Genomic DNA, 13797 nt, shown 5'->3' with positions numbered 1-13797 from the left:
TTGGCAGGCGTGCTATGCGGCAACCTTCTGAGCACGCAGGCGGATGCGCACGTAATCGACGATCCACCGTCCGTCCTGCCACAGAGAGGGACGGACCGCCTCAACCGCCTCGTCGACGATGCGTTGGGCGAGCTCGTCATCGACACCCTCGAACGGCTTCTTGAGGAACATGCGAATCCAATTGGCCATGCCGTCGGCGCCCTCTTGAGGCGTGGGGCGGTCGAACAGCGCGGCAAAGGTCACGCGCAGGCCCGCCGCCTCCATCCGCGGCGCGTACTCGCCGATCGTCGGGAAATAATGCGGATGCCGATACGCCAGTCCATGGCGCGCGAACGCGTCGGAAAGCGCCGCATGAACCTGCGCCGCGCAGCCATATCCGCCGAACTCGCAGGCCAGCTGCCCGCCCTCCACCAGGTTGGCGGCTATGTTAGCGAGCAGCTCATCTTGGCGCTCGCCCTCGATCCAATGGAAGACCGCGTTGGAAAACACCACGTCAGCCGGCCGATCGAGCGCAAACGTCAGGGCGTCCGCCTGCTCAAAGCGCAACCCCGGATGGTCCCGACGCGCCGACTCGATCATGTCGGGCGAGGCGTCGATGCCCGTGACCTCGAAGCCGCGCCGCGCGAGCTCGGCAGTCAGCGCGCCCGTACCGCACCCCAGATCGACCACCCGAGCCCCCGGCTTCGCGTCGATAAGGTCAAGCACAGCCGACCCGTATTCGTGCACGAACGAAAAACCCTGCTCATAGTCGTTGGCATCCCATGTGATGTTCATGGCATGTCCTCCCTTCAGCATGGACGCACGCGCATCGAGGAGATACGGTTAGCCCCCTCGGAGCACGTTCACGGCATTCCATCCGATGAGATACCGCATTTGAAAACAACACGTCAATAGGCTGACCCCGAGATAGACCGGCTCCCTGTCGCTGAATGAAACGAGACGCAAGGTGGTATACTGGATATGCCAGCGAAGCCCGCAGGTGCTAAACGTGGCGCGGGCGGCGCGGGTTATTGATTCGAGAGCCCGGTTGCCGCCGGGCTCTTCTCATCTCCCTTCGTCATCCGTTATCGCGCTGTCTCTCCTTCCACCGGTCGTACAACTCGAAGAGCGTCTTCACGGTGCTCACGATGGTCGCGAGGGCTTTCAGGAGATTGAGGATCATATCCATAGGCGTCGCCTCCCTATCGGTGGCGTCGCCCGCGCGCGGACTTCGCTGGCGATAATGAATATACCCAATACACTAAGTAGATGTACTCTTTATTATCTTCCTTATTGTGGCAACAAGAAACCGCCCGTCTCTCTGGGCTCAACGATCCTGCTGCGCGGTCGGCATATTAAACGGCTGCGCCGCCCCATTCGGAAAGAACGACTCGGTCGCTGATAGCATCGCGGGCAACACTCCGGTACACGTTGCTCAGATTTTTTAGCAAGTCCCTGCCAGACCACCGTGGATACGATGGCCCCTGCGACCACGGCGGGGCGGCAGCCGGGACATACCGTCGCCCCTAAACCACCCCACACTTTTTCATGAACGCGGAGGGGCCGATCCGACATTCCCGCAGGAAGGGAGACAGCGACCTCGTACTTTTTCATGAACAACCCCGCCCGGGCCGCCGTGCCCACGGAGGTCTAACAGGGGGTTTCAGCGAGAGCTCGCCCTGGGGCCTCCACTCGAGGCCGCGGACACCAAGCCGTTGCGCGACGCTACGTCCCGCCTTCCATCTCGCCCGGTCATCGCGCTAGCTCCTCTGCGATATAGCGCCCGGTTATGCTTCCCGAGCATGCCGCGACCTCTTCCGGCGTGCCGGCGCACACGATGCGCCCGCCGCCCTCTCCACCGCCCGGACCCATGTCGACGATATAGTCCGCGTTGGCGATCATATCCAGATCGTGCTCGATCACGACCACCGTGGCGCCGTTGTCGATCAGCCGTTGAAGCACGCCGAGCAGCACCTCGACATCGAGGGGGTGCAGGCCAATGGTGGGCTCGTCGAACACGAACAGGGCGTCGTTCTGCTTGCGCGTGAGCTCGCTGGCGAGCTTCAGGCGCTGGGCCTCGCCGCCCGAGAGCGCAGGCGTCGCCTCGCCAAGCGTGAGGTACCCAAGACCCAGATCGTGCAGGATTCGCAGCTTGGATTTGACCGTGCGCAGCGTGGTCTCCGCAAGAACCTCGGACGCCTGGTCGACCGTGTAGGACAAAAGCTCCGGCAGCGAGATGTCGCCCGCGAGCTTGATGTCGTACGCCTCGCGCCCATAACGCGCGCCGCCGCAGTCGGGACAGGGGATGTCCACGTCGGGCAGGAACTGCACGTCGAGCGAGATCTGGCCCGTGCCGTCGCACGTGGGACAGCGCAGCGACCCCGTGTTGTACGAGAACGCGCCCGCCTTGAGGCCGCGCTCGCGCGCATCCGCGGTCTTGGCGTACGCACGGCGCAGGTCGTCCAGGACACCGGAGTAGGTCCCCACGGTCGAGCGCACGTTGGCGCCGATGGGCGTCGCGTCGATAAGGTTCGCCCGCGCGATGCCGTCCGCCTCGACGCCGCGCACGTGCGCCGGGAGCGCCTCGCCCGCGATGGCGGCGCGCAGGGCCGGAATGAGGCTCTCCAGCACCAGCGTGGTCTTGCCGGAGCCGGAAACCCCCGTCACGGCGGTCAGCCGCCCGCGCGGGATGTCCACCGAGAGCGGTTTGACCGTATGAATCGCATCCGTGTCGAGGTGGATGCGACCGTCCGCGAACAGGTCCGGCCCCTCCGCGCGCTCGCGCACGCTCACCCGCCGCGCACCGGACAGATACGGCCCGATACGCGTCGCCGGCGATGCGACGATGTCGTCGACGGCCCCCTGGGCGATCACCCGACCGCCCGCGGCACCCGACCCCGGGCCAATCTCGACGATATGGTCCGCATGGCGCAAGACGCGCACGTCATGGTCGACGAGCACGACCGAGTTGCCGTCGGCGAGCAGGTCGTCCACCACACCGAGCAGGCCCTCCACATTCGAGGGGTGCAGGCCGATCGACGGCTCATCGAGCACGTAGAGCACCCCGCAGGTGCGATTGCGCACGGCACGCGCCAGCTGCACGCGCTGGCGCTCGCCCGTCGAGAGCGTCGAGCTTGCGCGGTCGAGCGACAGGTAGCCCAACCCGAGCTGCTGCAGGCGGCACATGGGCTCGACCATCTCGTCGCAGATCGTCTGGGCCATAGGACGCATGGATTCCGGCATGAGCGCGGGCACGCCCGGCACCCACGTCGCGAGCTCATCGAGCGTCAGCGCCGTGGCGTCGGCAAGCGTCATGCCGTCGATCACCGGGCCGCGCGCCCGCTCGGACAGGCGCGTTCCGTGGCAGTCGGGGCAGACCTCCTCCTTGAGAAACCTCGCCACGCGCGCGAGGCCCTTCTCGTCCTTCGCCTTTGCCAGTGCGTTTTCGACCGTGTACACCGCGTTGAAGTACGTGAAGTCGAGCTCCGCGAAGTTGTCGCCTTTCTTGGCCTTGTACAGGATGTGCTTCTTTTCCGCCGGCCCGTGGAACACGATATCGCGCTCCTCGGGCGTGAGCTGGGAGAACGGCACGTCGGTGCGGACGCCCATCTCGCGCGCCACCTGCTTCATGAGGTCCCACATGAGGGTGTTCCACGGGGCGACCGCGCCCTCGTCGATGCTCAGCGACTCGTCGGGCACCAAAGACGACTCGTCCACGCGGCGCACCACACCGGTTCCGCCGCAGGTGGGGCATGCCCCGCCGCTGTTGAACGCGAGGTCCTCCGCACCGGGCCCAAAGAACTCCCGCCCGCACGAAGGGCAGGTGATGGGCAGCATGAGCGCCACGTTCATGGAGGGTTCCGCGTGCGCGCCGCAGTGCGGGCACGCATGGCTACCGAGCCGCGAGAACATGAGCCTCAGGTAGTTGAGCAGCTCGGTGGACGTGCCGAACGTGGAGTGCACGCCGGGGATGCCAGGCCGCTGGCGCAAGGCGAGCGCCGCGGGAACGTGAAGCACCTCGTCCACGGTGGCGCGCCCCGTCTGGGAGATGCGCCGGCGCGTATAGGTGGACAGCGCATCCAGATAGCGGCGGCTGCCCTCCGCGTACAGCGTGCCGAGCGCGAGCGAGCTTTTGCCCGATCCCGACACGCCCGCAATCCCCACGAGCTGTCCGAGCGGGATGTCCACGTCGATGTTCTTGAGGTTATGCACGCGCGCCCCGCGCACCTGGATATGCGTTGGCTGCAGATAGTGGTCGCTGCGCTTCATCCGCCCCCCCCCTTCGTCTTCCCCAGTATAGAACCACGCGTGCGCAAGCGGTCATCGCGACGGGCCGAGCGGCGCGGGCGGCTGTGCGTTCCGAGACGCCCGCCCTGCTGTGAAATCCTTCTCAGCCCCTGCGGTACAATGCAAGCGCACGACGGAAGGAACGAGCATGGATATCAATCAGATCGCCCAGATGGCAGGCGTCTCGCGCGCCACGGTCTCGCGCTACTTCAACGACGGCTATGTCTCCCAGGAGAAGCGCGCGGCCATCAAGCGTGTCATCGACAAGACCGGCTACGTTCCCTCCCGCCAGGCGAAGGTGCTGCGTACGGGCAAGACCGATATCGTGGGCGTCATCATCCCCAAGATCAACTCCGCGTCCGTCTCCCGCATGGTTTCCGGCATCACGCCGGTGCTCAACGATGCCGGCTACCAGGTGCTTTTGGCGAACACCGACAACGATGCGGCACGCGAGGTCGAGTTCATGCGCCTGTTCTCCGAGCGCCGGCAGGTCGACGGCGTCATCCTGGTCGCCACCATCTTCACGCCCGCCCACCTGGCGGCCCTGAAGGAGCTGAACACGCCGCTCGTCGTGCTCGACCAGAGCCTTTCGGGCTATTCGTGCGTGTACCAGGACGACTACGAGGCGGTGCGCGAACTGACCGGCCAGGTCCTCGCCACCGCAAAGGCACCGGCATACATCGGCGTGCTCGAGGAGGACGTTTCCGCAGGCGAGATGCGCCATCGTGGCTTTTTGGACGCCTGCCGCGAGTGCGGCGTCGAGGTGCCCGAGGATGCCCAGGAGCTCGCCGAGTTCACCGTGGACTCCGGTTATTCCTGCGCCGAGGCCATCATGCAGGCCCGCCCCCATACCGACGCGATCGTGTGCGCGACCGACTCCATCGCATTCGGCGCCCTGACCTACCTGCACGAGCACGGTCTGCGCGTCCCCGAGGATGTCCAGGTGACCGGCGTGGGCGACAGCGAGCTCGCGCAGGTCGTCACCCCGCGGCTCACCACGGTGCACCACCATTACAAGACCTCCGGACAGGAGGCCGCGAAGATGCTGCTCGGCACCATGTCGGGCGACGACACCGTCGCGCGCACGATCAAGATGGCCTACGAGATCGTCAGGCGCGCGTCCACGCGCTGACGGCATGCGCCGGATACCGTTCACCGACGCATAGCGACCGTTCATAACTGGAATCGATTTCACATAGGCAAATCCAGTAGCAATGAAGTATTACTGAAATTGTGAGAACGATTACATATGAGAGCGTTCCCATATTCAGTCAGCGAAAGGGGTTTCCATGGCACTCGATTACACCAAGGCCGCCCAAGAAATCTTGGACGCCATCGGTGGCCCGGGCAACGTCGTCTCCGCAGCGCACTGCGCGACGCGCCTGCGTCTCGTCATTGCCGACGACTCGAAGATCAACCAGCAGGCCGTCGACAACGCGGAAGGCGCCAAGGGCAATTTCCAGGCTTCCGGCCAGCTGCAGGTCATCTACGGCACGGGCACCGTCAACAAGGTCTACGACGAGTTCATCAAGCTCGGCAACATCACCGCCGCCACCAAGGCGGAGGCAAAGGCCGCTGCGGCCGAACAGCAGAAAAACCCGTTCATGCGCGCCATCAAGCTGCTGGGCGACGTCTTCGTCCCCATCATCCCGGCCATCGTCGCCTCCGGCCTGCTGCTCGGCATCCTGAGCGCCCTGTCCTTCATGGACTCCAACGGCTTCATCACGCTCGACACCAACAACGCCTGGTATCAGATCCTGAACCTCGTGTCGAACACCGCGTTCACGTTCCTGCAGATCCTGATCGGCTTCTCCGCCGCCAAGGCGTTCGGCGCCAACCCCTACCTGGGTGCGGTCATGGGCATGCTGCTCATCAACCCCGGCCTGCAGAACGCCAACACCGTCGCCACCGACGGCGTGCTGCAGACCTACACGGTCATCCCCGGGCTCTACAGCATCGACTGGACCGGCTACCAGGGGCACGTCATCCCCATCGTCATCGCGGCCGGCATCCTCGCGTTCATCGAGAAGCGCCTGCACAAGGTCGTGCCCGAGGCCTTCGATCTGTTCGTGACCCCGCTCGTCTCCGTCGCCGCCACGGCCTACATCGTCATGCTCGCCGTCGGCCCCGTCTTCGTGTGGGCGGAAAACGCCATCCTCGGAGCCATCCAGCTGCTGCTCACCCTGCCGCTCGGCCTCGGCTCGCTCATCATGGGCGCCCTCTACGCGCCGACCGTCGTCACCGGCATCCATCAGATGTACACCACCATCGACCTCGGCCAGATCGCAAGCTACGGCGTGACCTACTGGCTGCCGCTCGCCAGCGCCGCCAACATCGGCCAGGCCGGAGCCGCGCTCGCCGTCGCCCTCAAGACCCGCAGCGTCAAGACGCGCTCGCTTGCGCTCCCCTCTTCGCTGTCCGCCTTCATGGGCATCACCGAGCCCGCGATCTTCGGCGTGAACCTGCGCTTCTTCAAGCCCTTTGTGGCCGGCTGCATCGGTGGCGGCCTGGGCGCCATGTTCGCCTCCATCTCGGGCCTCGCGGCCAACGGCACCGGCGTGACCGGCATCTTCGGCATCCTGCTGTGCCTCAACCAGCCGGTCCAGTACATCATCATGTTCGCCATCGCGGCACTCGTCAGCTTCGGCCTCTCCTTCATGCTCTACAAGGATCCCGAGCCGGAGACCGCCGGAGGCGCCACGGTCCAGGCGGCCGTCACCGCGCCCGCTCGCGACGAGGCGGAGGCCGCAGCCCTCTCGTCTGCCGCCGCGAACGCCGCCGTCGCCGCCATCGACCAGACGCAGGCCGCCTCGGCCCAGACCGCAACGCTCGTGGCGCCCATGTCCGGCCAGGCCATCGCCATGTCCGAGGTCTCCGACCCCGTGTTCGCCAGCGAGGCCATGGGCGGCGGCATCGCCATCGTCCCGTCCGAGGGCAAGCTGTACGCCCCCGCATCCGGCACCATCATCGTGCTCGCCGAGACCGGGCATGCGGTGGGCATGAACACCGACGCCGGCACCGAGGTCCTCATGCACATCGGCATCGACACCGTCACGCTCGAGGGCAAGCCCTTCACCGCCCATGTGAAGGTGGGCGACCACGTCGAGGCGGGCCAGCTGCTGATGGATATCGATCTCGACTACATCAAGGCGCAGGGCCTCGACACGGTCACGCCCGTGATCATCACCAACACGGCCAGCTATGAGAGCGTCGCGCCCGTTGCGCATGACACGGTTGCCGTGGGCGACCCGATCATCACCGTCAAGTAAAACCCCTCCCTGCGGGCGCCGGATACCCCATGCGGCCATCCGGCGCCCGAGTCTGAAAGGATTCACATGGCACGCACGCGCTGGAGGATGGGATTTCACCTCATGCCGCCCGTCGGCTGGCTCAACGATCCCAACGGACTGTGCCAATTCCGCGGCACCTACCACGTCTTCCATCAGTACAGCCCCGATTGGCCGGCGCCGAACGCGCCGCGCGGCTGGGGCCACTTCACCAGTGAAGACCTCGTGCACTGGCGCCATCACGGCATGGCCATCGCACCGGACACGCCGGAGGAGGCCACCGGATCGTACTCCGGCTGCGCCGTGCTGATGCCCGGCGCAGCCTCAGACGGCGGCGACCGGCTGCGGCTGTACTACACGGGCAACGTCAAGGAGCCGGGAGATTTCGACTACATCCGCACCGGCAGGCGCGCCACCCAGATCCTCATCGAAAGCGACGACGCGATGAGCTTGGGATCGAAGCGCGTCATCCTGCGCAACGAGGACTACCCCTCCGATTGCACCTGCCACGTGCGCGACCCGAAGGTCTGGCGAGACGATGACCGCTGGTGGATGATCCTCGGCGCACGCGACACCTCCGATCGCGGCATCATCCTGCTCATGAGCTCCGAGGACGGCGTCGCCTGGACGGTGGCGGACGAGCTTCGCTCTTCCGAGCCGTTCGGCTACATGTGGGAATGCCCCGACCGCATCGTCCTCGACGGCCGCACCTACCTCTCCTTCTGCCCGCAGGGCATGGAGGGGCTTCCCTGGGCAAACGGGGTGCGCGACCAGTCCGGATATGTGCCGCTGCCCGAAGGCTCCGACCTCAACACCCCCGGGATATCCATCGATACCGGCGCGTTTCGCCGCTGGGACGCCGGGTTCGACTTCTACGCCCCGCAGACCTTCGTCGATGAATCCGGGCGCACCGTGCTCATCGGGTGGATGGGCATGCCCGAGGCCCCGTTCGAAAGCGCGCCCGACGGCCTGCCGTGGTGCCACTGCCTCACCGTCCCGCGCGTGCTCACGCGTCTGGACGACGGCGCCATCGCGCAGACGCCCGTCCCGGAGCTTGAGCGCCTGCGCGAGGCCGAGGAGCTCCTCATCGCCCCGGGGACCATGGTGTTTTCCGGACAGCGCGCAGACATCGAGCTGACCGGGATCGAGGGACCGCTGCGCCTCACCCTCGACGGCGGGCTTGAGATCGCCTTCGACGGGCACGAGCTGTCCTGCACGTTCACGGAGGGGGCCTGCGCTCTCGGAGCCGGCCGCACGCGCAGGGCGCTTCCGCTCGACCGCATGGGCGACCTGCGCGTTCTCGTCGACGGCTCCGCTGTCGAGATCTTTGCCGAGGGCGGCCGCGCCGTGATGTCGACGCGCTGGTTCCCCGTTGCAGATGCGCTGAGCGTGACGATCGAGGGCACCTGCGCCTCGGCGCGCGCTTGGCGCATGGGCGACGGCATGACGGGCTCCGTCGACGCATAGCGCGCCCGACGCCGACGCGTCGACATGCATGCGGCGTCGGGCGAATCGCACAAAAAGGCGCCCGCGGGGCATCTCCAAAAGATGTCCCGCGGGCGCCCATTGCGTTCGCGCGGCGATCGGGAGGCTAATCGTCCCCACCGCCGAAGATCTCCATGATGTCGCCGAATGCCGCCATGGGACTGCTCTTCTTCTTTTTCTTGTACTCGCGGTACTCGCGCTCGCGGCGGTCATCGTAGCGTTTGTCATCGTAACGGCGGTCGTCGTAGCGGCGGTCGTCTCGACGATCCTCCTCGTAGGCCGCGTACTCGCGCTGCGCGCTGCGCGCCCGCTCGACGATCTTGTCGAGCTCGCCGCGATCGAGCCAGATGCCGCGACACTCAGGGCAGTAGTCGATTTCAACGCCGTTCTTCTCGGACATCAGCAACGTCACGTCCTTGCATACTGGGCATTTCATGGGTACAACCGTCCTTTCCGGAGTCGAAGGTTGGTCCACTTGTACCCCGTGCGTCGGTTTTTGAAAACGAGACGCCGCGAATGAGCCGATGCTTCCCCGAGTTCCGGCCCCGCTCATTCATGAATGAGCGGAGGCCATTTCGACGTTTGCCCAGGATTCGTTTGATTGACCCCCTTCCTCATTCATGAATGAAGGGGTCGATGGGAGTGCGGCAGGAATCTTGGAGTTCCCAAAACGACACGGCCCCGCATGCGGGAATGCGGGGCCGTGAGGAAGGGGAAAGCGATGTTTATCGTGCTGTCGAGCGATGCCTTCAGCGGTCGATGCGCTTCATGGACACCGCCTCGACCAGCAGCGTGATGCCGGCGATGATCAGGTATGCGGCGAGCACGTATCCGAGCACGAGGCTCGAGTACAGCGGCATGGCGATGAACATGACGCCCAAGATGACGTTGATGACGCCGGTCACCGTGCCCGCCGTGGAGTTGGGCAGGCCGAAGTACTTCATCTGGCGCGCAAAGGAGATGCGCTCGAAGCCCGTCAGGATGAAGAGGAACGCGAGCAGGAACACCAGCGTGCTAGCGGTCAGGTAGACGGGCAGCAGCAGGAACATGATGCCGAGCAGCGCGTTCAGGATGCCGGAGACGATCAGCGCCGAGCTGCGGAAGAACTCGGGCGTGCCGAAGTAGGAGATCACCTGGACGCCGCCGTGGACGAACAGGGCCACGCCGGCGAGCACCTGGATGAACGAGTACAGGCTGTACGGGGCCACCGCGCTGAAGACGCCCGCGACGACGAGCAGGGCTCCCAAAACGCCCATCGCCGCCTTGGCCTGCTTGATACGGCTGTTCCACCGGTCTATGAAATCGCCCTTGTAGTCAAAATCGGAGTCGAACATCTGCATACCTATCACCTCAACAAACAGGGCCCTTCTTCGTGAATCGAAGTTCCGAGAGCCCCCTGGTGACTTTCTTCTACCCGAACCTGACCCATATTTCAGAGGAAGCGAAAATGCTTGACCCACCATATTTCCCACACACTAGATAGGTTTTTCTTAAGTACGACGACCATGCTTAAGAATCGCTGAACGATTTCCATGTCGTGCCGTCACGCCCCGCGAACGCACGCAAAAAGCCCTGCCCGGGCATATGACGCAGGGCAGGGCTTTTAATGAAAGGAGAGGCAAATCGAATACGGGCAGAGAGGGAAACCCTACGGGACGAGAAACGCTACTCGGCGAAGCGGTTCTTGTGATCCCAGCTGTGGATGTAGGGCTTGTCGGACGTGAGGTACTCGTAGATGTCGTCGACGATCTCGATGCCGCCGGCGGCGTCGCACTTGGCCTTGCGGATGAGGGCGCGCTCGCCGGGGTAGTACACCTTGTCGGAGCCGGGGCCGGGCTTGACGGCGGAAAGCTCGTCGAGCACCTCGGACATATGGCGCTTGAACTCGTCGAGGCCGCAGAAGCGGGACGGATCGATGACGATGTGCAGGTGACCGAGCTCACGGCCCTCGGACAGGTCATGATACATGGAGGACACGTTCTTGCCCGCGGGGACGCCCAGCAGCACGCCGGACAGCACGTCGACGAGCATCATGAGGCCGTAGCCCTTGGGGCCGGCGATGGCCACGAGCGCGTTGACCCTGTGCGGGTCGGTGGTGGGGTTACCGTCAACGTCGACGGCCCAGTCGTCGGGGATGGAGCGGCCGGCGCTCTTGGCGTCGAGGATCTTGCCCCAAGCCTGGACGGTGGTGGCCATGTCGAAGTTCACGAAACGGTCATCGGCGGTAGGGGCGCCGAAGGCGATGGGGTTGGTGCCGTAGAAGGGCTCGGCGCCGCCGTACGGAATGACCATCGGGTCGGACTGGCACATGGTGAGGCAGACTAGGTCGTTCTTGGCGGCCATCTCGGTGTAGTAGCCCAGCGCGCCGGTGTGGGACACGCGCTTGACGCCCACGACGCCGATACCGCTCTCCTTGGCCATCTCCATGGCGTACTCGAGGCCCTTGATGGCGAACGGATAGCCGCAGCCGTTGTCGCCGTCGAGGATGCCGGAGCACGGGCCGGTCTTGGTCCAGGACCAGTTGGGATCGACGGTCATACCGCCCTTGGAGATGCGCTCGGTGTAGTACTCGACGCGAACCTCGCCATGGGAGTGCAGGCCGCGCTCAGAAGACCAGGTGAGCACCTCGGCCATGGCGTCAGCATGATCCTCGGCATGACCGGCTCCAGCTTCATCGTCAAGCAGCTCGGCCTGCCCTGGCAGACCATGGCCATCATCGCCGTCGTGCTCATCGTCCTGATGGTCGTCTGGTATGCGATCGCCCTGCGCGACAACATCGCCGAGAAGCGCGCCATGCGCTCCGGCGCCGCAACCGCCGAGACCGCCTCTGCGACCGAGACCGCCGTCGAGACCGGATCAACCGGCGAGAAGCCCCGCCTGTTCAGCATGCGCTTCATCGCCTGCTACGCGCTGTACTTCTGCACCTGCTACGCCTACTACATGATCGTCACGTGGCTGCCCTCGTTCCTCGAGACCGACCGCGGCATCACCGGCGGCCTGATCGGCATCATCACCTCCATGATCTCGGTCACCGCCATCCCGGGCGCTCTGTACTTCTCCCGCATGTCCGACAAGAAGCGCGACAAGAAGTCCCAGATCATCCTCGGCCTCGAGATCGCCGCGTTCGTCCTCGTCGCCGTCTCGATGCTCGCTCCTGACGCGACGTCTTTGTCCATCATCCTGCTGCTCTACGGCCTGCTTGGTAAGTTGGCTGTCGACCCGGTCCTCATCTCGTACATGTCCGACCAGGCCGATCCCAAGAGCGTCGCAACCACCCTCGGCGTGTTCAACTTCTTCGGCATGGCCTCGTCCGTCGTCGCCCCCGCGCTGACCGGTGTCATCGAGTTCGACAACGTGCTCGCCTACCTCAACGGTACGCCGCGCAACGTCTGCACGCTGTAGCACGGCAGACCTTGCGCCGTTTAGAGCCTTCTTTTACTAACCCACCTCTTCATTCATGAATGAAGAGGTGGGTTAGCCATTGCTTTCCTGCGGAAACGCCGTTTTGGGCCGTCTTCGTTCATGAATGAACAACGCCGCCGATTCGCGGATGGCGCCTCAAAGGCCCCTACACCGTTTTCGTCCCGAAGAGCTCTTGTCTAAGCTCGGCATTCTTGCTTTGAAATTCCTTGGTCTGGCGCATCGGCTTCAGGCCCATATGCTTTCTAATCGTTGCCACAACCGATTCCAACTCGTTTTTTCTGAGCGTTTGATACCGTGTAAGGTCAAGTACGGTATATCCTGCTTCCAGCAGATGGGTCTTCCGCGCAGCATCAAGACCGAAGCGGTCGCTTCGATTGTGAAACTCATCGCCCAGATATTCGACGATGAGCATGAATTCCTTCCAGAGGATATCTGGACGGCGTTCCTCCTGTTCACCGGCTTTACAGGCGACCACAGGCTCGTTCATGGTGGGAAGCGGCAACCCGTATCCCCCCATATGCCCCGGCAGCACCAACACGATCACAACGTTCGCTTCCTCAGGAGAGGCAGCCCCATCGACGACGAAATTGAGGAGTGTTCGCACTTTCCTTGCCCCGCGAATTCCCTGTGCCGCATCGAGATACTCCTTTGCCTCTTCAACCGTCATGAGAGGCGGGCGCTCACGAAGGCCGTCTTTGCTGTATCTATAAGTTCCTGTTAACTGATATAGGCATTTGAGAATCGAGACGTCGCTCATAGAAAGCGATGCTTTCATAAGGCACGCGATGGGAGAGAGCACATAGACGTTCGGTGCGATCCGTACAAACGTCTTCTCCGGATACGGAGGTCTCCAGAGATGCGCAAGAACCTGAGTTGAGAACCGCTGTCGTTTATGCTCGTCAACAAGTACGTGAATGGGGGTCGAGCGAACTCCCAGGCGTTCCAGGACGTCTACTGGAAGCTTCGACGGGGCCACCATGTTTTCCACCGTGGACACGTACGCATTCGGGCTTATCGTGCGCGTCACCTCCTGCGCGCCAAACCAGTAGGCCAGACCGTGCGCATCGCAAAGAACCAGATTCGAGTCCCCGATCGTCCCTTTCACCATTGCCTCATCAGCTCCTCTTAGGTAGCCCCGCTGCATCTCCTTTGCGCGTAATGTTCCATATGCATCATACTAGTTCAACTTTAATATGAAGTTGGTTATTGCTAAAGAGATTGATTTTGTACCAGTGGAATCTTACCGGATTCCAACAGCGCAGGTTATAGCCTCGTTGCCGCTTATGTCGATTCCTTCTGCACTCACTGGCATGAACCCTCGCCCTGTTCATTCATG

10 protein-coding genes are annotated in these 13797 nt (G+C 63.9%); 4 read left to right on the top strand and 6 right to left on the bottom strand.

Features of this window, described 5'->3' with window-relative positions; all coding sequences use genetic code 11:
- Positions 1–12: 12 nt before the first annotated feature.
- Positions 13–774: a methyltransferase domain-containing protein gene (locus B5F74_RS03725; protein WP_087200129.1), complete on the bottom strand. Its 762-nt coding sequence runs from the start codon at positions 772–774 to the stop codon at positions 13–15.
- Positions 775–1731: 957 nt separating this feature from the next.
- A complete protein-coding gene (locus tag B5F74_RS03720; protein WP_087200127.1) occupies positions 1732–4248 on the bottom strand; it encodes an excinuclease ABC subunit UvrA in 2517 nt (838 codons plus the stop codon).
- Between the two features lie 166 nt (positions 4249–4414).
- Between B5F74_RS03720 and B5F74_RS03715 the strand changes: the two genes are divergently transcribed.
- The 3 genes from B5F74_RS03715 (at position 4415) to B5F74_RS03705 (ending at position 9020) form a co-directional block, all read left to right on the top strand.
- Positions 4415–5398 (top strand): LacI family DNA-binding transcriptional regulator, encoded by a 984-nt coding sequence (locus tag B5F74_RS03715; protein ID WP_087200126.1) that lies wholly within the window; start codon positions 4415–4417, stop codon positions 5396–5398.
- 157 nt (positions 5399–5555) lie between these two features.
- On the top strand, positions 5556–7535 hold the full coding sequence (locus B5F74_RS03710) for a PTS beta-glucoside transporter subunit IIBCA (RefSeq protein WP_087200124.1): 1980 nt from the start codon (positions 5556–5558) through the stop codon (positions 7533–7535).
- Between the two features lie 66 nt (positions 7536–7601).
- Positions 7602–9020: a glycoside hydrolase family 32 protein gene (locus B5F74_RS03705; protein WP_087200123.1), complete on the top strand. Its 1419-nt coding sequence runs from the start codon at positions 7602–7604 to the stop codon at positions 9018–9020.
- A 124-nt stretch (positions 9021–9144) separates the two neighbouring features.
- On the opposite strand, the gene B5F74_RS03700 is transcribed toward B5F74_RS03705, so the two are convergent.
- From B5F74_RS03700 to allD, 3 genes are all read right to left on the bottom strand, one after another.
- Positions 9145–9474, bottom strand: a complete 330-nt coding sequence (locus B5F74_RS03700; RefSeq protein ID WP_087200121.1) for a zf-TFIIB domain-containing protein — start codon at positions 9472–9474, stop codon at positions 9145–9147.
- Between the two features lie 313 nt (positions 9475–9787).
- Positions 9788–10378, bottom strand: coding sequence for a DUF308 domain-containing protein (locus B5F74_RS03695; protein WP_087200119.1), 591 nt, complete (start codon positions 10376–10378; stop codon positions 9788–9790).
- A 325-nt stretch (positions 10379–10703) separates the two neighbouring features.
- Positions 10704–11672 carry an ureidoglycolate dehydrogenase gene (allD, locus tag B5F74_RS03690; protein ID WP_204212432.1) on the bottom strand — a complete coding sequence of 323 codons (969 nt, stop codon included), beginning with the start codon at positions 11670–11672 and terminating at the stop codon, positions 10704–10706.
- 9 nt (positions 11673–11681) lie between these two features.
- Here allD and B5F74_RS03685 point away from each other — a divergent pair, with 9 nt between their 5' ends.
- On the top strand, positions 11682–12440 hold the full coding sequence (locus tag B5F74_RS03685; protein ID WP_087200115.1) for an MFS transporter: 759 nt from the start codon (positions 11682–11684) through the stop codon (positions 12438–12440).
- A gap of 166 nt (positions 12441–12606) precedes the next feature.
- Here the strand turns inward: B5F74_RS03685 and B5F74_RS03680 are convergent, their stop codons facing one another.
- A complete protein-coding gene (locus B5F74_RS03680; protein ID WP_158095687.1) occupies positions 12607–13569 on the bottom strand; it encodes a hypothetical protein in 963 nt (320 codons plus the stop codon).
- Positions 13570–13797 lie beyond the last annotated feature (228 nt).

The organism is Collinsella sp. An271 (assembly GCF_002159695.1).
Taxonomy (GTDB): domain Bacteria; phylum Actinomycetota; class Coriobacteriia; order Coriobacteriales; family Coriobacteriaceae; genus Collinsella; species Collinsella ihumii.
Note: the sequence above shows the minus strand (reverse complement) of the source record. Positions and strands in the feature narration are given on the sequence as shown.

Excerpts from the sequence above, each read along its gene's own strand:
- B5F74_RS03725 (WP_087200129.1), bottom strand. The coding sequence starts at position 774 with ATGAACATCACATGGGATGCCAACGACTATGAGCAGGGTTTTTCGTTC.
- B5F74_RS03720 (WP_087200127.1), bottom strand. The coding sequence starts at position 4,248 with ATGAAGCGCAGCGACCACTATCTGCAGCCAACGCATATCCAGGTGCGC.
- B5F74_RS03715 (WP_087200126.1), top strand. The coding sequence starts at position 4,415 with ATGGATATCAATCAGATCGCCCAGATGGCAGGCGTCTCGCGCGCCACG.
- B5F74_RS03710 (WP_087200124.1), top strand. The coding sequence starts at position 5,556 with ATGGCACTCGATTACACCAAGGCCGCCCAAGAAATCTTGGACGCCATC.
- B5F74_RS03705 (WP_087200123.1), top strand. The coding sequence starts at position 7,602 with ATGGCACGCACGCGCTGGAGGATGGGATTTCACCTCATGCCGCCCGTC.
- B5F74_RS03700 (WP_087200121.1), bottom strand. The coding sequence starts at position 9,474 with ATGAAATGCCCAGTATGCAAGGACGTGACGTTGCTGATGTCCGAGAAG.
- B5F74_RS03695 (WP_087200119.1), bottom strand. The coding sequence starts at position 10,378 with ATGCAGATGTTCGACTCCGATTTTGACTACAAGGGCGATTTCATAGAC.
- allD (WP_204212432.1), bottom strand. The coding sequence starts at position 11,672 with ATGGCCGAGGTGCTCACCTGGTCTTCTGAGCGCGGCCTGCACTCCCAT.
- B5F74_RS03685 (WP_087200115.1), top strand. The coding sequence starts at position 11,682 with ATGATCCTCGGCATGACCGGCTCCAGCTTCATCGTCAAGCAGCTCGGC.
- B5F74_RS03680 (WP_158095687.1), bottom strand. The coding sequence starts at position 13,569 with ATGGTGAAAGGGACGATCGGGGACTCGAATCTGGTTCTTTGCGATGCG.